The organism is Amycolatopsis sp. H20-H5 (assembly GCF_035828755.1).
Lineage (GTDB): Bacteria > Actinomycetota > Actinomycetes > Mycobacteriales > Pseudonocardiaceae > Amycolatopsis.
Genome location: NZ_JAYMZS010000015.1, coordinates 49,240 through 68,496 on the forward strand (window position 1 = coordinate 49,240; position 19,257 = coordinate 68,496).

Consider the following 19,257-nt stretch of genomic DNA (forward strand, 5'->3'; position numbering starts at 1 on the left):
AAACCAGAAGACGCGACTTCGCCCGAGCCGGAGGCACGGAGCGCTACGCGAACCAGAGCAAGACGCAAATCCGCCGGAGACTGTCCAAAGTAGACAGATGCGCGGCCAACGACACCAGGCGGCGAAGACGACAACTGATCCGGCCACGGTTCGACGGCCAAATTCCCCCTGGCAGCGACCTGAAGTCGTTGCCAGACAACAAAAATCTTCAGTGTGTTTCGTTACGCCGCGCACCGGATCGTCACGCGATCGCAGCATTGCTTACGACGTAACGCCTCACCGCACTCCAGCGACTGTGTAGCCACAAAGGCACGTTCGGGCAAGTCGTGTGAATGAGGAAGTCATGTCGCGCATTTCGGCAATGATCTTTTCGGCCGCATTACTGGCTGCCCTGACAGCTTGCGGCCCCGCCGCCGAAACCTCACCCACCGTGGAGACGGTGACGACGACAGTCTCCCCGTCATCGCAGACGCCGACGACGGCGCCCAGTTCGGCCTTGCCCGTCGCGACAACGAAAATCGCGGCCACCAGCACGACGTCCAAGCAGAAGACGACCACTCCCACGCACAGCAAGACCGCCTGCCTGAAGGACGAGAACCAGTGCTACGGCCCTGGCACGAACCTGAAGTGCGAAACCGGCAGCTGTGTGGACGCCGCCCGTGGCACGCCGGAAAGCAGCATCCGGGCAGCTCAGCAGGAATGGCTGAAGGAGCACCCCGGCTGGTGTCCGGTAGGCACCGAAGGCGCCGTGGCCCCATGCTGAAAAGAAAGCGAATGCCCATGGACGCGAAAAGGTTCTCCGCCGCCGTCATATTGACCGTCGCCGCCGTGGGCACGCTCACGGCCTGCGAGTCGATGACCGCCGGGTCCGCGATCCCGGTGTTCACCGCCACCGCGACAACCACCTCCGCGCCGGGCACGACCACGATTTCCCCGGCGCCCCAGACGGTCTACGTCCAGCCGCCCGCCGTCCGCACCACCTACGCCCAGCCCGGCGACACGTCAGAAGGAAGCACCGTCGCCGCCTACTACAACGCCCTCAACCGCGGCGACTTCATCGCCGCGTGGAACCTGGGAGGCGACAAGCTGTCCGGCAAAAGCAGCTACGCGAGTTACGTCAACGGCTTCGCCACGACCGTCTGGGTCACCGCGATGATCACCAGCGTGAACGGCGGCACGGTCCAGGTGGACCTGTCCGCGCTGCAGACCGACAACACCACCAGGACCTTCACGGGCACCTACACCGTGAGCGGCGGCTTGATCGTCGGCAGTCACATGACCCGCACCGGCTGAATCGCGGGCCGGGACCGGTCCCGGCCCGCGTTCGTAGTATTCGGGCATGGCTGAACCCCGTGTGGCCGCCGGTTTCGCGCGAGCTGCTCATTCTCCGGACCCACAACCGCCCCTGGACAGTTGGAGTGGTTGTGCGGGATAGCTTGAAACAGGAGGTCGCGCTGATCGCCCAAGGGACGGCGCGCGAGATCTTCACCCACACCGGCCTGATGATCGAGGTGTCCCGCGAGGTCCACGCCCGCCTGCCGGAGACCATCCGCCAGCACGCCGACGTCTTGCTGCCCTACCTCGCCCAGGCCGCGGTCACGGCGGTCACCCCCGATCCGGCCGAGACACATGCCAGGCTGCTGGAGGGGCTGCGGCAGGCGTTCGACAGTGACGCGCGAGACCTGGTCACCCGTGCCGCCGAGGGTTTGCTGCCGGAGCTGACCGCGGCCGCGGTGCGGAACGCGGCTCCGGATCCGGCGAAGGTGCGGGCGGAGCTGGTCGAAGCGGCGACGCTCGAGCTGGCCGACCAAATCCGCGGAGAGACCGCCGACGCGCTGGCGAGTGTGGTGGCTCAGAGCACCGAGCGGGTCAGCGGCGCGGTCACCGAGTCCGTCGAACGTGAGAGCCGCCTGCTGATCCCCGAACTGGTCCGCGCCGCCGTCGCCGCCGCCACGCCGGACACCGACGAGATCCGGGCGGACCTCATCAGCGGCGCGTCCGGCACGGTGCTGGAGGCGGTTCGCGTGGCCGTCAAGGAAGCGGCACCACGAGCGGTGGCGGCCGAGATCGAGGCCAGCCGCTGTTCGCTGACCGACGCCGTGACCGCGACGGCGCAGGACGTCCTCCCGAATCTCGCGCGGCACGCGGTCGAGCAGCTCACCCCCGACCTCGCGAAACTCCGCGCCCAGGTGACCGACCACGCACAGATCAGCGCGGCCGAGGCCGTGGAACAGGAAACCGGCAAGGCGATCCCCGCCGTGGTCGAGGCCGCCGTCACCCAGGTCCGCGAGATGATCGGCAAGTCCGTCGACGAGGCCGTGGACAAGAAGCTCGCCGAGTTCACGCCGAACGTCGTCATGGTTACGCTCCCTGCCGGGAAACAGATCAAGCTCGGCTCCGACGCCCACGCGGTCCTTCCCGAGTTGCTGGTCGCCCTGCACGCGCGCTGCCACGTGCTGCTGGTAGGCCCGGCGGGAACCGGGAAGTCGATGCTGGCCAAACACGCGGCGCTCGCGCTCGACATCCCGTTTCAAGCGTTGTCGCTGGGGCCGACCACACCGATGAGCAAGGTGTTCGGCTACTACGACGCGAACGGCCACTACCACGACACACCGTTCAGGCGGGCGTTCGAGCACGGCGGCGTCATGTTGCTGGACGAGCTGGACAACGGCCACCCCGGCCTGCTCGCCGAACTGAACCAGGCTCTCGCGCTGAGCACCTGCGCGTTCGCGGACCGGATGGTCGACGCGCACCCGGATTTCCGGCTCGTCGCCACCGGCAACACCTACGGGGCGGGCGGCGACCGCCAGTACGCCGGCAGGCAGACGCTGGACTCCGCGACGCTCGACCGGTTCGTCGTCATCGACGTCCCGATCGACGAGGGCCTCGAGGAGCGCATCGCGCTGCGGCACGCGCCCTCCCACCAGGACGCGGCACGCGACCTCCTCACCAAGATCCGCGAACTGCGCGCGGCGGCCGCGGACAAGAACCTGCCCGTCCTCTTCTCGCCACGTGCGAGCATCGACGGCGCCAAACTGCTGGAGGCCGGTGCCACCGTCGATCAGGTGATGCGGTGGCGGGTCGTTCGCGGTCTTTCCCCGGCGCACAGCAAAACGCTCGGGCTGAGCTGAGCCATGCACCCCCTCACGCTGCCGCCGATACTGTCCTGGCGGGAGTTCATCGACGTCGCCACCGCCGCACCGTCCATCACCGACGGGTCGAGCAGGGCCACCGGCACCGACTGGCCGGGCGCGTCCTGGGACGAAGCCGTCCAGCTGGCCATCGACGGCTGGCCGCTGGCGCTGGCGGAAGCCGAGGTGACTGTCGCGCAACTCAGGGACAGCGCGGGGCTGTCCCGCGGCGTCACCATGCTGGAACCGACCTGGGACGTCACCGGCGCCGAGGTCGACGTCGGCGCCTACCTGTCCGGCATCCCGGAATGCATGGTCGACGCGGTGCCACGCGAAGTGTCCCGGCGAGGCAAGGTCATCAGCTTCCTGGTGCCCTCCGGCTACAGCAACACCGTCGAGCACCAGTCGATCATCAACCGTGGCCTGGCACTGGCCACACTCTGCACGGCGATCATCGACGCAGGCCACAGCGTGGAAATCTGGTCCGGCGACACCGGCTGGATCCACCTGCCGGAGACCAAACAACGCTACCGCCGGGTCGCCAGGGTGATCGAGGCAGGCGAACCGTTCGACGTCGGCAGGCTGATCTTCGCCGTCGCCCACCCAGCCATGTTGCGGCGGTTGTGGTTCGGCGTGTGGGACGCTCAGCCGCGCGAATTCGCCACGATGATGAAAAACGACAGATACGGCCGGCCGCCGTTTACCTGCGAGCCCACCGACCTACCGGCGGAGATCACCGACCCGTACGTGTTTCCCTACCTGTCCGAAAACGACGAGCAGTGGAACGACCTGCCGACCGCGCTTGCCTGGAGCCGCACGGTATTCAACGAACTCGGACTCCTGCACGACTGACCCCACCAGCCACCGTTTGATCCGGCAGCCTGGGGTGCGCGCGACCTGACCGCCGCACTATCCATTCGAGACTTACTGATGATGGCCTGCTAAAACGTGCCCCCGACGGGGTTCGAACCCGCACTGGGTCGATTTCGGGGCGGTAGCGCTCGACACTTGTCGTTCACTGCCGCTCCATGGCTTTACCTGCGACATTAGCGAAAGCAAACAGTCCTAATTGGTCATCACTTGTCAGTCGATCGCGTCGATTTCCGGGGGTAAGGCAGGGGTTGATCTTGGTCTCCACCTACAAGTGGGGGCCTCTTCGCCATCTCGTCGACCTGGCAACGCCCGATCGCGCCGAGTCCAGGGGGCCGCCCTATGCCGGCCGGATCCTGCCTCGGGAAGCTCGGCCCCCTGGACTCGGTGTGATAGCCCTCTGGGAGGTCGTCGAGATGGCGACAGGCCACCGACGAACGCTCCGTGCTGGCCCTTCCGACCATCTCGGAGACCTGCCCGTCCGGCGAGGACACCTTCTCTTCTCCTTGGATGCGGCCCCAGGTGTCTGCCGCTGGGGACGGGCCGCGTGGGGTGCCGGAGGCGGGGCCCCGCGCGAGTCCGTCCCCGGGAGCGGCGCGGCCCCGCAGGGGCCGCCTTGAACAAGAAAAGAAACTCTGAACACAAGGTCCGCCTAGCCCCGGACAAAGCGATGCCCGCAACCGGAGGTTCAGGACCTTGGTTACGGGCATCGGGTCGAGGTGGTTCAGTCGACTAGCAGTTGAGGAGCTCCGGCTTCTGGTTCAGGACTTGGGCTCGCGCCGAGGTGAACTCGCGGTACTCCTCCGTCGCGGATGGACTGAACAGGCCGACCTTGCAACAGTTCTGGAACGCCAACTTGACGTCGTAGTGCTTCTCCACGGCCGCGCGCATTGAATCACTCGCTACAAGCCGGAAGAGCTGTCCCCATGCCTCCTCGGTGGGCGGGACGTTCTCGTTGATCGCGGACGGCCCTCCGTTGGCGCGCAGCTTCTCGGCGGTCTCGCTGATGACGGACCAGGCATACGGCAACGAGCTCTCGATACAACGCAGGAAGTCTTCGTCGCTGACCTCGCCTGCACGTGCCTGTTCGAGCAACGCGGACGGAACGGTGAGGGACACCCTGATCTCCTTGCTAAGTGAAGTTGGTTGTCATCACCATTCATGCCACACTTTGGGCTGAAGCGATAGTCAGACAACCCATGTAGCGGAGTCCACGCCACACTGGTCACTCTGTGCGACTTCGAAGGGCAACACTCGTCAGCTCGCCTCGATCGGTGCTACGCGCGTGCTGTACTCCAACTTGTACTGGTTCGCGGAGAGCAGGATGTCCGCCGTCTCGATGGGCAAGTCCTTTGAGAACGAGGTCCTCACGATGGCCACGATCGGCGTACCTGGACGGAGCTGGAGCGCTTCCGCCTCTGACGGGCGGGGCATCCGCGAGTGCAGGCGCTCCCGGATCTCGGTGGGCCTTAGCCCGATCGCGGTGAATCGGTCAACGATGCCAGCGCCCATCAGCGCGCCTTCTTCGGGCTTCTCGATCTCCGTGCCGCGCGTGACCGCTAGCGGCTCGAACGACGCGGTGATCATCATCGGCTGGTCGTCGGCGTAAGAGACGTAGTCAGTGCGCATCACGTCATCGCCTACCCCGATCTTGAGACGATGGGCGACCTCCAGTCCTGCCCGATCCACCACGGTATTGTGGCTATACCGGGGTACGCGACTAGTCGCGATCGCCTCATCTGCAAAAGGCGCGCCAGGCTCCGACTTGTAGTGCTCAGCCGCGCGCCGGATCAACGGGTCGTGAAGTCGCACTACTGCTCGGCCGCCTTGCTGTCGGTCAATCAAGCCTTCCGACTCCAGGAGATCGAGCGCCTTCCGGACGACGATCCTGGACGCTCCGAAGGTTGCGACAAGCTCCTCTTGAGTGGGTAGCTTGCCGCCCGGCTCCAGTGTTCGAGCCAGGATTTGATCCCGCAGTGCCGCCGCAATGCGTTCGTACATGTGCTCTGACGTGGGGTTTTCCAAGATCATCAACTTTCTCTCAAACTTGGCATGCCAAGGCCTTGCATCCCTTGTCATCGTCAGCTAATCTTGGCATACCAACTCAGGTTGGCATACCAACCCTAGCAGGAGGCGCGACATGCAGGACATCCCATTCATCAGCTCGGGCTACAAGTTCATGGTCACCGAGGCTCCCACCATGAAGATGAGGGAGAGCGACAACGGCGAGTTGGTCCCCGCCGAAGACCGCCGCACTGGTGACATCCCGTTCGTGGTGATGCTGTTCGCCAAGCCGCGCCCGGTGGAGGGGCAGCGGTCCAGCAAGGGCGAAGAGATCAAGGTGACCGTGACGGCGGAGCCCGGTGACGAGATCACCGAGGGCTCGTACGTGGAACTGGTCAACCCGGTCCTCAACACGTGGCAGACCGTCGGCAAAGACGGCCGAATCAGCGGGTCGGGCCTGTGGTTCAAGGCCCACGCGCTCAAGCCTGCCGGGTTGGGTGCTGCGCAGGTCGCCGCCTAGCTCGACAGCCCTTCCCAGGTCGGCTGGCAGCCCGCTTTCGAGTCGGGCAAGGGCACTTCTTGTTCTTTGACAATTACACAGTGGACCGATCTATGCCAAAAACCGCGCCCTTTTGTGTTGGTGCGCCCCGATTCCCGGCCGTCCGCGTCCGGGAGCCCTGGGGTTCCAACACCGTCACTTCGAGCGGAAAGGACTAGAGATATGGCACGCATGAACGGCACGTCCCGGGACGGGTTGTCCTCGTTCGACCCCCACGGCCCGACACGGGTTTTCTGATGGCCGGGCACGCCTGCTCCGCCAACTTTTGGCTCTCACCAACAGGAATCGCCACCTGCAACGTCTGCGGACGTCAGTGGCAGTACACCTAGGAGGAACTGTGTTCTACCTGATCTGGCTCGGAATCGTCGGGATGCTGATCGTGGCCACACCGGTGTTCGGAGTCTTGACCCTGATCGCTGGACTGGGCCTGGCGTGGAAGGCGGGCCGGTGAGCATCCACATTTGCGAGTCCGAGATGACCAGCAGCCGCACCGAACACCGCGCCACCGCCACGGAAGACGGGTGGCACGTGTCCTGGCTACCCGGCCGCGTACTCGACCGCAACAGCGCGATTACGGCAATGACGCTGGTGGAGATCTACGCGGACAACCCGCCGAAGCACTCGAAGTGGTGGCTCGCCGCGCTGAACTTCGAACAGGAACTCGGACTTGACGAACGGGACAGGCCATGACCAACCGCATCCGAGCCTCACAGCTCGCACGACTGCTGACCACCCGGCTGGAACGCGAACGCCTCGACGTCATCGACGCCGCCGATGCGGTGGACCCGACGTGGCACGCCGGGTTCTGCGCCGGACTCGAACACGCCCAGCACGTCATCAAGAAAGGGATCTGACCTATGCAGGTGAAAGCACTCAACCGCCGTGCACAGCAGCGCTACGCCACCTTCGTGACCACGCTCGACCTGGTCGCCGACGTGCTCGCGCAGGTCGACAAGCTGATCGGCAAGGTCGACGACAAGGCCGCTGTGGGCTGGACGATCTCCAGCAAGGACGAGCTGATCGCCTACCGCACCAAGGCGTTCGACGATCTCGACCGGCTTCGCACGCTGGGCAAGAAGCACGAGGCCGAGCTGGTCTCGCGAGACTGGAGGTTCTGAGGATGGCAGCCAAGCTTCAGGTCGACCGCGTTGTCGATGACCTGTCCACCGCGCTGACGCAGCTTCGCGACTCGATGCGCGGGATGCCGCTGAGCAAGTCCGGCTTCAAAGGCGCGCACGACAAGATGGCCCGCTCCATGGGCACCCTCACCACCGAGCTGATCGACGCCAGCAGCGCCATCAAGCTCTGACCACACCTCACTCCGCACCTCACCTCCCCGCGAGATCGGCTCCGCGCTTCCTGGACACCCAGGGGGCCGGGGCCGTTCTCGTCTCACCGAAAGGCCACCGACCATGAACACCCCCAAGTCGAACCGCAGCAAGGGCCGCGAAGTCAAAGCCGCTACCTGGACCGTGCGCCACCCCGGGGCCGCACTCACCCCGGCCGCGCTACTCACCTCCGGAATTGAGCTCGGCTGGACCACCACCGGCGGCATCCTGGGCGGCACCGCCGTGGGCCTGTGCGGCTGGTACCGCGCCCACCCCGACACCTTCGACTACCTCGCCGCTCCCCGGATGCGGGCCTGGCGTCGCCGCTGGACCGCCTACCTCGGACCCCGCTGGAACGCGGCCCTGCGAGCGTGCGACCTCTACACCACCCACCGCAAGACCGGTGACGAGCAGTTCCCGCGCATCATCAAGGTCCGGGCCTACTCGCCGACCGTGGACACGCTGCACCTCAAGCTTGCCCCTGGGCAGCACGCCAAGCAGTTCGAGGACAAGCTTGTCGCGCTCGCCGACACCATCCGGGTGGAACGGATCGCCGTGGAACGGGTGAAGCCGGGTGTTGTCGGCCTGGTCATCGAACGGTCGGAGCCGTTCACCGAGACCATCGAAGCCCCCGAGATGCCGTATCACGCCGAGTCGGTGGACCTGAAAGACATCTACGTCGGGGAGACGGAGTTCGGCGCGGACTGGCGACTCGCGGTCCTCGGCCAGCACACGTTCATCGCAGGAGCCACCGGCGCGGGTAAGAACTCGATCCCGATGTCGCTGCTGCGCGCGCTGGCTCCGATGATCCGAGACGGGCTGGTCCGGCTGTGGCTGTGCGACCCGAAGCAGATGGAGTTCGCGAAGCTCGCCGGGATCGCGCACCGCTACGCCGACACCGACGAGAAGTGCGCGGACCTGGTCACCGAGTACGTCGACGACGTCCGCCGCGTCCAGCAGGAGTTCGCCGCGTCCGGCAACCGCAAGATCGACGTGTCGCAGGACACGCCGCTCAACCTGCTGGTGATTGACGAGATCGGGGCGCTGCTGGCCTACGGCGATGGCACCATCGCGCGCCAGATGCGCAAAGACCTCGCCATCGTCGGCTCCCAGGGCCGCGCCACCGGACACTCGATGCTCGCGATGGTGCAGGAACCGACCAAGGACACCGTCCCGATCCGGGAGCTGTTCACGCAGCGGATCTGCTTGCGCGTCACAGCGGCGTCGCATGTGGACATGGTGCTCGGGGACGGGACCCGCCTCAAAGGCGCGATCGCGGACGAGATCCCGAACATCGGCGAGACCGCCGGTATCGGGTTCGTCATCCGCCAGCGCACCCGCGTTCCGCTGCGGGTTCGGGCCGCGTACGTCACCGACACCGAGATCGACGAACTGGTCGTGTTCGTCCGCTCCGGCTGGGGCCCGGTCGGGTCGCACCTGACGGCGGTGGCCTGATGATCCAGGTCAACTACCCGACGTCCACGAACGACCCGCACTTCGAGGTCATGGAAGAGGCCGACGGGGTCGTGTCCCCGATCACGGGGGAACTGTTCCGCAACCGCGCGGACGCCGAGAACGAGTACGCCGACATGGTGCTCGACACCGTCACCATGAAAGTCCGGCTCGTCGAACACGACATCGTGTACTTCGCACACTGCGTCGTCTGCGGTCGTTTCCCCGGCGACACCGACCAGGCCTATCCCGAATGGTGCTGGGTGCTCGAAGACCTGCCCAACTACCCAGACTGGCAAGCCACCGAAGAACAGCACGTGTTCTGCCCCGACCACCGACCGTCCAAGGAGGACTAGCGGTGATCACGCAACGGTTTTCCTGCATCCTCAAAGAAACCTACTGGTTCGTCACCACTCAGTACCACATTGACCAAATTGGTTTCTGGGCCACCGAGGAACGGCTACGCACCACGGACTTCCACGAGGCGCTGGAACTCCAACAAAAGCTGCCGGGCTCGACCCTCACCTACATCGACGCGCTATTCCTCGATCGGTGCGTCACGTGCGGCTACTCACCCTACGAGCGAACCCGGTACTTCAAGAGCTGGGATGACCTGGTTGTCGTGCTCCAGGGCTACCCGGGCTGGTGCACCACCAGCGAACAACTCGTGTTCTGCCCCTACGACCGGCCTTCCAAGGAGGAATGACCATGTGGCGTCTCGGATTCGTCTTCTGGCGGGCCTGGCTGTACGGCAAGTACGCGGTGCCCGCGCTGCTCGTGCTGTGGCTCATCCACGCCGCACAGGGCTACTCGCGGCTGTTCTGGGTGGCGCTGGTGGTGTTCGCCCTGATCGGGTTCGGGCTCGTGCTGGGGATCTCGGAGTTCCGCAACCGGGAGTTCGGCAAGCCCGGACGGGAGCGTGTCCGATGACCAGCCGCCGACGCAACCCCGATCAAATCGGCCTGTTCGGCACCGTGACCACGGCCCCGGCTCCGGTACCGGCTCGGCAGTGCCCGCCACCGCGCGGGAAGAAACCGGGCCGCGCACCGGCAAACCCCCTGATCGCGAAGGAAGTCCTCGCGGAAGTCAACCTCGGCCGGTTCGGGCTGCTCGACGACACCGACCGCGTGATGGTCTTCGAAGATGACGACCGCGTCCGGGCCGCGCTCGATGAGGACCTGGTGCACCACCTGATCAGCGGCGGCTACATCGAACGCTGCCCGGCCCGCGAGACCGTGTCAGCCAAGCACGGCGCGATCACACGGCCGATCCTGCCGCTGCGGCTGACCAAACGCGGCCGGGACATGCTCCAACGCTGGTCCAACCTCCACCCGCTACCGAAGTAAGGAGAAACCCATGTCCACCAAGGACAGTTCGAACAAGGTCGGGCGGCTGGTGGACATCATCCGCGTACTGGTCACGGTCACCCTCGGCACTATCGGCGCTGCCGCCGGATTCACCCACACCCACGACTGGGCCGTGCATCACGGGCAGCTCGGGTGGCTCGCCTGGGCCGACGCCGTGGTGATCGAAGGCATCGTGATCGTCGCCGGATTCGAAGTCCAGCGCGACCACGCCAGCACCGCGACCTCTCGCAAGGTCACGTTCCCGCTGGCTGTACTGGTGGCGGGGTTCGGCGTTCAGATGGCCGCTCAGGTCTCGCTCGCCGAACCCACCCCGCCCGGGTGGCTCGTCGCAGCCATGCCCGCCCTCGGCTTCCTCGTCGTCGTGAAACTCCTGATGCGACGCGCCCCCACCCCCGCTCCTGCTCCTGCTCCTGCTCCTGCTCCTGCTCCTGCTCCTGCTCCTGCTCCTGCTCCTGCTCCTGCTCCGAGGGTGGCCCTGCCGGTTATGCCGGCCGAAATCCCCCCGGCTCCCGCGGCTGCTCCCGGATCGGCCCCGGCAACCTCCCCACGGCTGAAGCTCCCGCCGGAGATGACCGGCCGGATCAACGAGGCTGTCGCTGACGCACGCAGCGAGGGACGCGAGGCCACGACCGAGGACATCCGCCGCGCTGTCCGCGTCCCGCAGGACATGGCCGCCCGCATCCTCGCTGACCTCACCGCCCGCAACGGGCACCCGATCACCGCCTGAATCACCCTCCGCAGCACAAAGCGAGCACGGCCGAACCACCTCGCCCGTGCCCCGCTTTTGTGCTGTGCACAACCGGAAGGCACCCATCATGCTGACCTTGCACGACCGCCTCACCGCCCGAGTCCAGGCCACCGACTACAGCGACTGGCGCGCCAAAGTCCACGCCGTCAACGGCTGCGCCCGCCCCATCCGCCTCGGCGGCGCGCACCAGATCCAGGACGCCAGCAGCGGCGCTGTGCTGCACCACCACGGCGGGGACATCTTCGCCCCGTGCGGGAACCGCCGCTCGGCTGTCTGCCCATCCTGCTCCGACCGCTACGCCGCCGACGCGTTCCACCTCGTGCGCGCCGGACTCGTCGGCGGCAGCAAAGGCATCCCGACGTCGGTCACCGACCGGCCCCGCTCGTTCGTCACCCTCACCGCCCCCTCGTTCGGGCCCGTGCACCACGCCCGGGTCACCGCCAAGGGCAAGCACATCCCGTGCGGCTGCGGGGAATACCACCTCGACGCCGACACCCGCGTCGGGACGCCGCTCGACCCCGACACCTACGACTACGAAGGCTCGGTGCTCTGGCAGGCACACGCCGGACTCCTGTGGGCCCGCTTCACCGGCCGCGTCCGGCGCGAAATCGCCGCACGCGCCGGACTCAAAGCCCGCGAGTTCAGCGAACAGGCCCGGCTCTCCTACGGCAAGGTCGCCGAGTACCAGCGGCGCGGGCTCGTGCACTTCCACGCCATCGTCCGCCTCGACGGACCAGACGGCGCGAGCACCCCCGCCCCGCACTGGGCGCACCCGGACCTGCTCGACGACGCCGTGCTCGCCGCTGCCGGGGCAGTGCTGCTCACAACCACCCGGGCTGACGGGTCGCCGCTGACGCTGTGCTGGGGCACCCAGGTCGACGTCCGCCGCGTCCAACCCGCGACGTCTGCTGAGCTCGAGGACGCCGCCGGGGAGATCAGCGAAGCCCGCCTCGCCGGGTACATCGCGAAGTACGCCACCAAGGGCACCGGCAAAACCGAAGCCGCCGACCGGCCCGTCCGGTCCCAATTGGACATCGACTTCCTCAAGGTCTCCGAGCATCACCGCCGCATCATCCAAACCGCCTGGGACCTCGGGGACCTACCGCAGTACGAGGATCTCAACCTGCGGCGCTGGGCGCACATGCTGGCGTTCCGAGGGCATTTCCTGTCCAAGTCCCGCGCCTACTCCACGACCTTCAAGGCCATCCGGGAGGACCGGCGCGCGTACCGGCTCACCGAAACCCTCGACCGGCTCGGCCTCGACGCCGACTCCATCGTCGTGGTCAACGACTGGACCTTCGACGGCGCGGGCTACAGCGACGACGCCGAACGCGACCTCGCCGCTGGCATCGCCGAACGCATCCGAGACGACCGCAAAGCCAAATACGACAAGGAAAACTACTCATGAGCCCCAAACTGCTGACCGTTGACGACCTCGCCGACCACCTCGGCGTCCCCAAAAACACGCTCTACCAGTGGCGCACCAAAGGCTACGGACCCGCCGGACGCCGCATCGGCAAACACGTCCGCTACCGACCCGAAGACGTCGACACCTGGGTCGCCGACCAAGGGACCGTGTGATGGGCCGCCCGCCGCTTGAAATCGGTACGTACGGCAAGATCCGAACCAACTCGACAGCGACCGGCGTTCGTGCGCGAGCGAGCTACCGTGGGCACGACGGGAAAGTCCGGGATATCGAGCGCACTGCACGGAGCAAGACTGCTGCCGAGCGAGACCTCAAGGCCGCAATCGCGCAGGAGCTCCAGACGCCGGGCGGCACTGATGTGACCGCCAAGTCCAAGTTCGCCGACGTCGCCGCATTGTGGATGGCGGAGAAGCGTCGGCAACTGAAAGACGAGGAGCTGGCCTCGGGAACGGTGGGCAACTACGCGAGCATGCTGCGCAATCACGTGCTGCCCGCGTTCGGGGAACTCCGCTTGTTCGAGGTCAGTGTTTCTCGGCTAGACCGCTTCTTTCCTGCCCTGAAAGCGAAATCGAGCGCGGCGCACGCACGAACTGCCCGTGCTGTGGTCAGTGGCGTTCTCCGGTACGCGGCCCGGCATGACGCCATTAAGGGAAATCCCGTCCGGGAGATCGAGCCGATCCGGGGCGGTGCACGCAAGAAGCCCCGTGGGCTCAACGAGGAGGAGCGGGCTGCGTGGCTCGCTCAGCTTGAAGCCGATCCGGAAGCATGCCGACACGATCTTCCGGACCTCACCCGGTTCATGCTGGCAACCGGTACACGGATTGGTGAGGCATTGGCCCTGTACTGGGAGGACGTCGACCTCGACGCCGGAACCGTGCTGCTCGAGTGGACTGTGGTCCGAATCAAAGGCGAGGGTCTTGTTAGGACGAAGCCAAAGACGGACGCGTCGAAGCGAACGCTGCGCCTGCCCGCGTGGGCACTCATCCTGCTCCATCGTCGCCACACGGTCGCTGTAGCAGAGAACAGGGCATCCGCGCACCCGGTCTTCCCGGACTCCCTCGGCGGCTTGCGGGACCCCTCCAACACCCGGCGCAACCTCCGCGACGCGCGCGGAAGTGACCAGTTTGCTTGGGTGATCAGCCACGCCTACCGCAAGACAAACGCCACGATGCTGGATGAAGCGAAGCTGACCCCGCGAGCGATCGCAGACCAGCTCGGCCATGCCAAGCCCTCCATGACACAGAACGTCTACATGGCACGCGGCGTGCCGTCCTCGGAAGCGGCCGAGGCACTGCACGCAGCCTGGCCCGAGGAGTCCTGACGGTATTCCGGGGGTAAACCGGGGATCGGCGTTCAACATCCCCGACGACCGGACCTGTGACCAGCGAAAACAGTGCCCCCGACGGGGTTCGAACCCGCACTGGGTCGATTTTAAGTCGACTGCCTCTGCCAGTTGGGCTACGGGGGCACCGGCCAGCCTAGGCGATCGGCCCCACCGCGACACGGTAGATGCCCCTGAAGGCCACCTTCACGGCGTTTTACGCCGTGAAGGTGGCCTTCAGGGGCAGTACGTCAGCTCTTCGACAGGCGGTCGAACTCTTCCTTCGGGTTGTTGATCTGGCCCAGCGAGATGACCTCGCGGCGGAACAGGCCGCCCAGGATCCAGTCCATCAGGATGCGGATCTTGCGGTTCCAGGTCGGCATCGCCTTGAGGTGGTACGCGCGATGGAAGAGCCAGGCCGGGAAGCCCTTGATCTTCAGGTTCAGCGCGTCGGCGACGCCCTTGTGCAGGCCGAGACTGGCCACCGCGCCAAGGTTCTTGTGGTAGTAGTCCTTGGCCTTGCCGCCGCGGATCACCTTGATGATGTTCTTCGCGAGCACCCGCGCCTGACGGACGGCGTGCTGCGCGTTCGGCGGGCAGGTCGCGGTCGGGTCCTGCTCGGTGCGCGAGAGGTCCGGCACCGCCGCGTTGTCGCCCGCGGTCCACACGTCCGGGTGACCGACGACCTGGAGGCCCGCGGTCGCTTCGAGGCGGCCGCGCTTGTCCAGCGGGAGGTCCGAGTTGCCGAGGACGGGGTTGGCCTTCACGCCCGCGGTCCAGATGATCGTGTCGGTGTCGAACTCGGTGCCGTCCGAAAGCACGACGTGGCCGTTCTCGAACGACTTCGCCGCCGTCGAGAGGTAGACCTCGATGCCGCGCTTCTCCAGCTGCTCGACGGTGTACACGCCGAGCGTCTCGCGGACCTCGGGCAGGATGCGCCCGGCGGCCTCGACGAGCACCCAGCGGATGTCCTCCGGCTGGATGTTCGGGTAGTAGTTGTCCGCGGCGAAGCGGGTCATGTCCTCGAGCTCGGCCAGCGCCTCGATACCGGCGAAGCCGCCACCCACGACGGTGAACGTCAGCAGGCGCTTGCGCAGCTCGGGGTCGAGCGTGCTGGCGGCCTCGTCCAGCTTCGTCATGATGTGGTTGCGCAGGTAAATGGCCTCGCCGATGGTCTTGAAGGCGATACCCTGCTCGACCAGGCCCGGGATCGGCAGGATGCGCGCGACAGCGCCGAGCGCGACCACGAGGATGTCGTAGTTCAGCTGCTCGACATGGCCGTCGGCGGCCTCGACCGTCACGGTCTTGCGCTCGTTCTCGATCTTGGTCACGCGCGCGGTCAGCACGTGGCAGCGCTTGAGCACGCGGCGCAGCGGCACCACCACGTGGCGGGGTTCGATCGCGCCTGCCGCCGCCTCGGGCAGGAACGGCGCGTAGGTCATGTGCGGCTGCGGGTCCACAACCGTCACGGACGCCTCATTGGCGCGGAGCATCTTCTGGAGCCCGTACGCCGTGTAAAGCCCGACGTATCCACCACCGAGGACGAGGATCCGAGTCGGTTCCGACTTCGTAGCAGCCATGCTCACATAGTCCCACCCGCGCGCGTATATCGCTCGAGTACCCCGTCCCGCTGTGACCAGCGTCGCCACGTGTTCCGCACCGATTCAGAAGAGCCCGGCCCGAGCAGCGGCGGAAGACAGCACGTCACACACCATCGAGTGAGTCAGCAAGCGGGTCTGGACGTTGCGCTGTGACACGTGGTAGCAGCCGAAAAGCCGCAGCTCGCCGACATCCGCCTCGACGCCGTGGCCGAACTTCGGCCGCGGGGAGGGCACCGGCCAGCCCACCTCGGCGAGCACCGGCAGCAGCGCCTGCCAGCCGAACGCCCCGAGCACCACGATCGACCGCAGGGTCGGCGCGAGCAGCGAGAGCTCTGCGGAAAGCCAGGCGCCGCAGTTGTGGCGCTCGTCGGGAGCGGGCTTGTTGGCGGGCGGCGCGCACCGGACGGGGGCCACCATCCGGACGCCCCGAAGCTCCAGCCCGTCACCCTGATGGGTCGACGTCGGCTGCGAGGCGAGGCCCACCTCGTGAAGCGCACGGAACAGCACGTCTCCGGACGGGTCGCCGGTGAACATCCGGCCCGTCCGGTTGGCGCCGTGTGCGGAGGGCGCGAGGCCGACGATGGCCATCGACGCGTCCACCGGCCCGAAACCCGGCACCGGGCGGCCCCAGTAGGTCTGCCCGGCGAACGCGGCCCGTTTGGTCACCGCGACCTCTTCGCGCCAGGCGACCAGCCGCGGGCAGGCACGGCAATCGACTACCGCGGCGTCGAGCTCGGCGATGGTGCTGAACACCTTCATGCCCTGTCCGGATCCTGGTCGAGCAAGCTCCCGTTGCCGGGCAGCATGCAGAGCGGCACCGCGGTCTCCTCGTCGAACAGGACGAACGCGTCCTTGCGTGACGCTGTATAGACGTCGACCGCGATGACGTGGCCGCCGCGGTAGTCGGCGAGCGCGGCGACGAACCGCCTGGCGTAGCGCCCGGCCGGGACGTCAGCCGGTTCGGTGGTCGTCCGCCGTTCGAAAAGGCGATACAGCGGCTCGACCGTGATCCGCCGCTGCGGGTAGGACTCTTCCGGCTCGCTGGCAACGGCCTCGATCAGCTCCGGGGTGCCGACCGCCCGGACCCCGGCCAGCACCTGTTCCAAGGTCAGCTCGAGCACACGGACTCCTTGAGCGCGCGACGGCACAGGCCGTCGGCCAGCCGGGTCGATTCCGGCAACCGGAACCGCGAGCTCAAAGCCAGCGCCTGACGGCAGGCTTGCGCCAGCCCGATGCGGTGGCCGACCGACACGAACACCGGCTTCACCCCGTCCTGCGTCCTCAGCACCGTGCCGATCACCTCGCCGCCGTCGATCAAGGGAGACGTCGAGCCGCGCGACACGGCAGGCTCGCTGTATTCGCCGATGAATCTGGTCTTGCCCACACCCATGGACGGCAGGCCCGTCAGCACACCCAGGTGCGACGCCAGGCCGAACCGCCGGGGATGCGCGACCGTGCCCGTCGCAGACGACGAGGTCCGGCATCCGCTCCAGGTTACCCAGCGCTGCCAGCAAAGGTGGCAGTTCGCGGAAGGCGAAAAGACCCGGCGCGTAGGGGAACGACACCTCCGCGAGCACCGTCCGCTGCTCGAGCACGGCGAACCCGACGGTGTCGAGCGTGACCACGGCCGCCGCGATCCGGTTCGTGACCTCGTCATAGGCGACGTCCACCCCGGTCACCGTGGGCACGGGTTCCGGGCAGTCGTCCGTCAGGTCGACGAGGCCCCGGAGCCGTTCCTGGACCTCGATCGCCTCACTCACCGTCTCCGGCCATTCGAGCATGCCGAGGACGATACGTTCCGGCTAAGTTGGCGGCATGCCGGACATCACTCCCGAAGAGACCCCCGAAAAGGTAACGCCACCGGCGGAGCCCAAGGCCGAGCCGACCGACGACCTGGTCACCACCCACCACACGCTGACCGTGAAACGGCGCAAACTCGACTACACGGCGCAAGCCGGGCGGGTCGTGCTGCGCAAGGAGGTCGTGACCGACGGGAAGTCGGAGGGACACCGGGCCAAGGCCGAGGTGTTCCTCACCGCCTACACCCTCGACGGCGCCGAGCCGGGCACGCGGCCGGTCCTGTTCTCCTTCAACGGCGGTCCCGGCTCGTCCAGCGTCTGGCTGCACATGGGCCTGTTCGGGCCGCGCCGGGTGCTCTCCGGCGACGTCGACGACCCGGCGGCGCCGCCGTACGGGCTGGCCGACAACCCGGAAACCCTGCTGGCGCACAGCGACCTGGTGTTCATCGACCCGGTGTCCACCGGGTACTCGCGGCCGGTGGACGGCGAAAAAGGCAAGGACTACCACGGTTTCACCGCCGACATCGAGGCGATCGGCGAGGTCATCCGGCTGTGGGTGTCGCGCAACGAACGCTGGCTGTCGCCGAAGTTCATCGCCGGCGAGTCCTACGGCACGATCCGCGCGGCCGGGGTGGCGGCGCACCTGCAGGAGCGGCATGGGCTGTACCTGAACGGGATCCTGCTCATCTCGTCCATCCTGGACATGGCCACCGGCGGGTTCGACGAGGGCAACGACCAGGGCTACGCGCTGTACGTCCCGACCTACGCGGCGATCGCGCATTACCACGGCCTCCACGGCGAGCGGCCGATCGACGACGTACTGGCCGACGCCGAGGACTTCGCCGCGAAGGAGCTCCCCTGGGCCCTCGCCCGCGGCGCCCGGCTGTCCACACAGGACCGAACGGAGACGGTCGCGACACTCGCCTCACTGACCGGCCTGAGTGAGTCCTATGTAGACAGGGTGAACCTGCGGGTGGAGCACGTGCGTTTCTTCACGGAACTCCTGCGCGACAAGGGTCTCACGGTCGGCCGGATGGACGGCCGGTTCACCACCTGGGAGCCCGACGGCGGCCGCGAGCACATGAGCGACGACCCCTCGATCTCCCGTATCATCGGCGCGTACACGGCGGCCTTCAACCACTACATCCGCGCCGAGCTGGGCTACAAGAGCGACCTGCCCTACGAGGTCCTCTCGATGGAAGTCTTCAAAGCCTGGTCCTACTCGGACTTCGAGGGCCGCACAGTGTCCGTTGTAGACTCCCTGGCCACCGCGATGCGCGCGAACCCGCACCTTCAGGTCCACGTGGCATTCGGCCACTACGACGGCGCGACCCCCTACTTCGCGGCCGAGCACGTCCTTGCCCACCTGCGGATCCCGGAGGAGCTGCGGACCAACATCGACACGGCCTACTACCCGGCGGGCCACATGATGTACGTCCACGAGCCCACCCGAGTCCAGCAGTCCAAGGACCTGGCGAAGTTCATCAAGGACGCTTCGAACCGGTAGGTCCAGAGTGTCATGAAAGGGTCTTTCATGACAATTTTCGTCCCGAAAGACCCTTTCATGACACTTGGCGCGGTTTTTGTCGGTGCCAAGATGACCATGGAAGGGTGCGACTCACGAGAAACACCCTGACCGAAAGTCACCTCC

General features: G+C 66.7%; 24 protein-coding genes, 1 tRNA gene and 1 pseudogene. 19 read left to right on the top strand and 7 right to left on the bottom strand.

Annotated features, from left to right (window positions below):
* Positions 1 to 343 precede the first annotated feature (343 nt).
* The 4 genes from QMK34_RS11620 to QMK34_RS11635 all read left to right on the top strand — a co-directional run bounded on the left by QMK34_RS11620 (position 344) and on the right by QMK34_RS11635 (position 3,983).
* A complete protein-coding gene (locus QMK34_RS11620) occupies positions 344 to 763 on the top strand; it encodes a hypothetical protein (protein WP_326413761.1) in 420 nt (139 codons plus the stop codon).
* A gap of 17 nt (positions 764 to 780) precedes the next feature.
* Positions 781 to 1,293, top strand: a complete 513-nt coding sequence (locus QMK34_RS11625) for a hypothetical protein (protein ID WP_326413762.1) — start codon at positions 781 to 783, stop codon at positions 1,291 to 1,293.
* Between the two features lie 131 nt (positions 1,294 to 1,424).
* Positions 1,425 to 3,131, top strand: coding sequence for an AAA family ATPase (locus QMK34_RS11630; RefSeq protein WP_326413763.1), 1,707 nt, complete (start codon positions 1,425 to 1,427; stop codon positions 3,129 to 3,131).
* A 3-nt stretch (positions 3,132 to 3,134) separates the two neighbouring features.
* The gene (locus QMK34_RS11635; RefSeq protein WP_326413764.1) at positions 3,135 to 3,983 is read left to right on the top strand and encodes a DUF7192 family protein; all 849 of its coding nucleotides are present in this window, start codon (positions 3,135 to 3,137) and stop codon (positions 3,981 to 3,983) included.
* 750 nt (positions 3,984 to 4,733) lie between these two features.
* On the opposite strand, the gene QMK34_RS11640 is transcribed toward QMK34_RS11635, so the two are convergent.
* Complete coding sequence (locus tag QMK34_RS11640; protein ID WP_326413765.1) at positions 4,734 to 5,120, bottom strand: SCO5389 family protein; 387 nt, start codon at positions 5,118 to 5,120, stop codon at positions 4,734 to 4,736.
* 138 nt (positions 5,121 to 5,258) lie between these two features.
* On the bottom strand, positions 5,259 to 6,080 hold the full coding sequence (locus QMK34_RS11645; RefSeq protein ID WP_326413766.1) for a GntR family transcriptional regulator: 822 nt from the start codon (positions 6,078 to 6,080) through the stop codon (positions 5,259 to 5,261).
* 61 nt (positions 6,081 to 6,141) lie between these two features.
* Between QMK34_RS11645 and QMK34_RS11650 the strand changes: the two genes are divergently transcribed.
* The 14 genes from QMK34_RS11650 (at position 6,142) to QMK34_RS11715 (ending at position 14,206) form a co-directional block, all read left to right on the top strand.
* Positions 6,142 to 6,525, top strand: coding sequence for a hypothetical protein (locus tag QMK34_RS11650; RefSeq protein WP_326413767.1), 384 nt, complete (start codon positions 6,142 to 6,144; stop codon positions 6,523 to 6,525).
* Between the two features lie 486 nt (positions 6,526 to 7,011).
* Positions 7,012 to 7,254: a hypothetical protein gene (locus tag QMK34_RS11655; RefSeq protein WP_326413768.1), complete on the top strand. Its 243-nt coding sequence runs from the start codon at positions 7,012 to 7,014 to the stop codon at positions 7,252 to 7,254.
* Positions 7,251 to 7,418, top strand: coding sequence for a hypothetical protein (locus QMK34_RS11660; protein ID WP_326413769.1), 168 nt, complete (start codon positions 7,251 to 7,253; stop codon positions 7,416 to 7,418). The genes QMK34_RS11655 and QMK34_RS11660 overlap by 4 nt, the downstream gene beginning before the upstream one ends.
* Positions 7,419 to 7,421: 3 nt before the next feature.
* Positions 7,422 to 7,682 (top strand): hypothetical protein, encoded by a 261-nt coding sequence (locus tag QMK34_RS11665; RefSeq protein WP_326413770.1) that lies wholly within the window; start codon positions 7,422 to 7,424, stop codon positions 7,680 to 7,682.
* A 2-nt stretch (positions 7,683 to 7,684) separates the two neighbouring features.
* Positions 7,685 to 7,873: a hypothetical protein gene (locus QMK34_RS11670; protein WP_326413771.1), complete on the top strand. Its 189-nt coding sequence runs from the start codon at positions 7,685 to 7,687 to the stop codon at positions 7,871 to 7,873.
* Between the two features lie 103 nt (positions 7,874 to 7,976).
* Positions 7,977 to 9,347: an FtsK/SpoIIIE domain-containing protein gene (locus tag QMK34_RS11675; RefSeq protein ID WP_326413773.1), complete on the top strand. Its 1,371-nt coding sequence runs from the start codon at positions 7,977 to 7,979 to the stop codon at positions 9,345 to 9,347.
* Positions 9,347 to 9,700: a hypothetical protein gene (locus QMK34_RS11680; RefSeq protein WP_326413774.1), complete on the top strand. Its 354-nt coding sequence runs from the start codon at positions 9,347 to 9,349 to the stop codon at positions 9,698 to 9,700. Before QMK34_RS11675 ends, QMK34_RS11680 begins: the two co-directional genes overlap by 1 nt.
* Positions 9,701 to 9,702: 2 nt before the next feature.
* On the top strand, positions 9,703 to 10,050 hold the full coding sequence (locus tag QMK34_RS11685) for a hypothetical protein (RefSeq protein WP_326413775.1): 348 nt from the start codon (positions 9,703 to 9,705) through the stop codon (positions 10,048 to 10,050).
* Positions 10,051 to 10,052: 2 nt separating this feature from the next.
* Entirely contained in the window at positions 10,053 to 10,274 is a 222-nt protein-coding gene (locus tag QMK34_RS11690; protein ID WP_326413776.1) for a hypothetical protein, read from the top strand.
* Entirely contained in the window at positions 10,271 to 10,690 is a 420-nt protein-coding gene (locus QMK34_RS11695) for a hypothetical protein (protein ID WP_326413777.1), read from the top strand. The genes QMK34_RS11690 and QMK34_RS11695 overlap by 4 nt, the downstream gene beginning before the upstream one ends.
* Before the next feature lie 10 nt (positions 10,691 to 10,700).
* Positions 10,701 to 11,438: a DUF2637 domain-containing protein gene (locus QMK34_RS11700; RefSeq protein WP_326413778.1), complete on the top strand. Its 738-nt coding sequence runs from the start codon at positions 10,701 to 10,703 to the stop codon at positions 11,436 to 11,438.
* 88 nt (positions 11,439 to 11,526) lie between these two features.
* On the top strand, positions 11,527 to 12,867 hold the full coding sequence (locus QMK34_RS11705) for a replication initiator (RefSeq protein ID WP_326413779.1): 1,341 nt from the start codon (positions 11,527 to 11,529) through the stop codon (positions 12,865 to 12,867).
* Complete coding sequence (locus tag QMK34_RS11710; protein ID WP_326413780.1) at positions 12,864 to 13,040, top strand: helix-turn-helix transcriptional regulator; 177 nt, start codon at positions 12,864 to 12,866, stop codon at positions 13,038 to 13,040. The genes QMK34_RS11705 and QMK34_RS11710 overlap by 4 nt, the downstream gene beginning before the upstream one ends.
* Complete coding sequence (locus QMK34_RS11715; protein WP_326413781.1) at positions 13,040 to 14,206, top strand: site-specific integrase; 1,167 nt, start codon at positions 13,040 to 13,042, stop codon at positions 14,204 to 14,206. Before QMK34_RS11710 ends, QMK34_RS11715 begins: the two co-directional genes overlap by 1 nt.
* Positions 14,207 to 14,279: 73 nt before the next feature.
* Here QMK34_RS11715 and QMK34_RS11720 read toward each other — a convergent pair.
* From QMK34_RS11720 to QMK34_RS11740, 5 genes and pseudogenes are all read right to left on the bottom strand, one after another.
* A tRNA-Leu gene (locus QMK34_RS11720) sits at positions 14,280 to 14,353 on the bottom strand.
* A gap of 104 nt (positions 14,354 to 14,457) precedes the next feature.
* Positions 14,458 to 15,786, bottom strand: a complete 1,329-nt coding sequence (locus tag QMK34_RS11725) for an NAD(P)/FAD-dependent oxidoreductase (protein ID WP_326413782.1) — start codon at positions 15,784 to 15,786, stop codon at positions 14,458 to 14,460.
* An 84-nt stretch (positions 15,787 to 15,870) separates the two neighbouring features.
* Complete coding sequence (locus QMK34_RS11730; RefSeq protein ID WP_326413783.1) at positions 15,871 to 16,566, bottom strand: uracil-DNA glycosylase; 696 nt, start codon at positions 16,564 to 16,566, stop codon at positions 15,871 to 15,873.
* A complete protein-coding gene (locus QMK34_RS11735) occupies positions 16,563 to 16,928 on the bottom strand; it encodes a hypothetical protein (RefSeq protein WP_326413784.1) in 366 nt (121 codons plus the stop codon). Before QMK34_RS11735 ends, QMK34_RS11730 begins: the two co-directional genes overlap by 4 nt.
* Positions 16,916 to 17,588 (bottom strand): annotated as a pseudogene (locus QMK34_RS11740) (endonuclease V). Before QMK34_RS11740 ends, QMK34_RS11735 begins: the two are co-directional and overlap by 13 nt.
* A gap of 34 nt (positions 17,589 to 17,622) precedes the next feature.
* On the opposite strand from QMK34_RS11740, the gene QMK34_RS11745 reads away from it, so the two are divergent.
* Positions 17,623 to 19,113, top strand: coding sequence for a S10 family peptidase (locus QMK34_RS11745; protein WP_326413785.1), 1,491 nt, complete (start codon positions 17,623 to 17,625; stop codon positions 19,111 to 19,113).
* Positions 19,114 to 19,257 lie beyond the last annotated feature (144 nt).

Coding starts and splice junctions, on each gene's coding strand:
- QMK34_RS11620 (WP_326413761.1), top strand. CDS start 344: ATGTCGCGCATTTCGGCAATGATCTTTTCGGCCGCATTACTGGCTGCC.
- QMK34_RS11625 (WP_326413762.1), top strand. CDS start 781: ATGGACGCGAAAAGGTTCTCCGCCGCCGTCATATTGACCGTCGCCGCC.
- QMK34_RS11635 (WP_326413764.1), top strand. CDS start 3,135: ATGCACCCCCTCACGCTGCCGCCGATACTGTCCTGGCGGGAGTTCATC.
- QMK34_RS11645 (WP_326413766.1), bottom strand. CDS start 6,080: ATGACAAGGGATGCAAGGCCTTGGCATGCCAAGTTTGAGAGAAAGTTG.
- QMK34_RS11650 (WP_326413767.1), top strand. CDS start 6,142: ATGCAGGACATCCCATTCATCAGCTCGGGCTACAAGTTCATGGTCACC.
- QMK34_RS11660 (WP_326413769.1), top strand. CDS start 7,251: ATGACCAACCGCATCCGAGCCTCACAGCTCGCACGACTGCTGACCACC.
- QMK34_RS11665 (WP_326413770.1), top strand. CDS start 7,422: ATGCAGGTGAAAGCACTCAACCGCCGTGCACAGCAGCGCTACGCCACC.
- QMK34_RS11670 (WP_326413771.1), top strand. CDS start 7,685: ATGGCAGCCAAGCTTCAGGTCGACCGCGTTGTCGATGACCTGTCCACC.
- QMK34_RS11675 (WP_326413773.1), top strand. CDS start 7,977: ATGAACACCCCCAAGTCGAACCGCAGCAAGGGCCGCGAAGTCAAAGCC.
- QMK34_RS11680 (WP_326413774.1), top strand. CDS start 9,347: ATGATCCAGGTCAACTACCCGACGTCCACGAACGACCCGCACTTCGAG.
- QMK34_RS11690 (WP_326413776.1), top strand. CDS start 10,053: ATGTGGCGTCTCGGATTCGTCTTCTGGCGGGCCTGGCTGTACGGCAAG.
- QMK34_RS11695 (WP_326413777.1), top strand. CDS start 10,271: ATGACCAGCCGCCGACGCAACCCCGATCAAATCGGCCTGTTCGGCACC.
- QMK34_RS11700 (WP_326413778.1), top strand. CDS start 10,701: ATGTCCACCAAGGACAGTTCGAACAAGGTCGGGCGGCTGGTGGACATC.
- QMK34_RS11705 (WP_326413779.1), top strand. CDS start 11,527: ATGCTGACCTTGCACGACCGCCTCACCGCCCGAGTCCAGGCCACCGAC.
- QMK34_RS11710 (WP_326413780.1), top strand. CDS start 12,864: ATGAGCCCCAAACTGCTGACCGTTGACGACCTCGCCGACCACCTCGGC.
- QMK34_RS11715 (WP_326413781.1), top strand. CDS start 13,040: ATGGGCCGCCCGCCGCTTGAAATCGGTACGTACGGCAAGATCCGAACC.
- QMK34_RS11725 (WP_326413782.1), bottom strand. CDS start 15,786: ATGGCTGCTACGAAGTCGGAACCGACTCGGATCCTCGTCCTCGGTGGT.
- QMK34_RS11730 (WP_326413783.1), bottom strand. CDS start 16,566: ATGAAGGTGTTCAGCACCATCGCCGAGCTCGACGCCGCGGTAGTCGAT.
- QMK34_RS11745 (WP_326413785.1), top strand. CDS start 17,623: ATGCCGGACATCACTCCCGAAGAGACCCCCGAAAAGGTAACGCCACCG.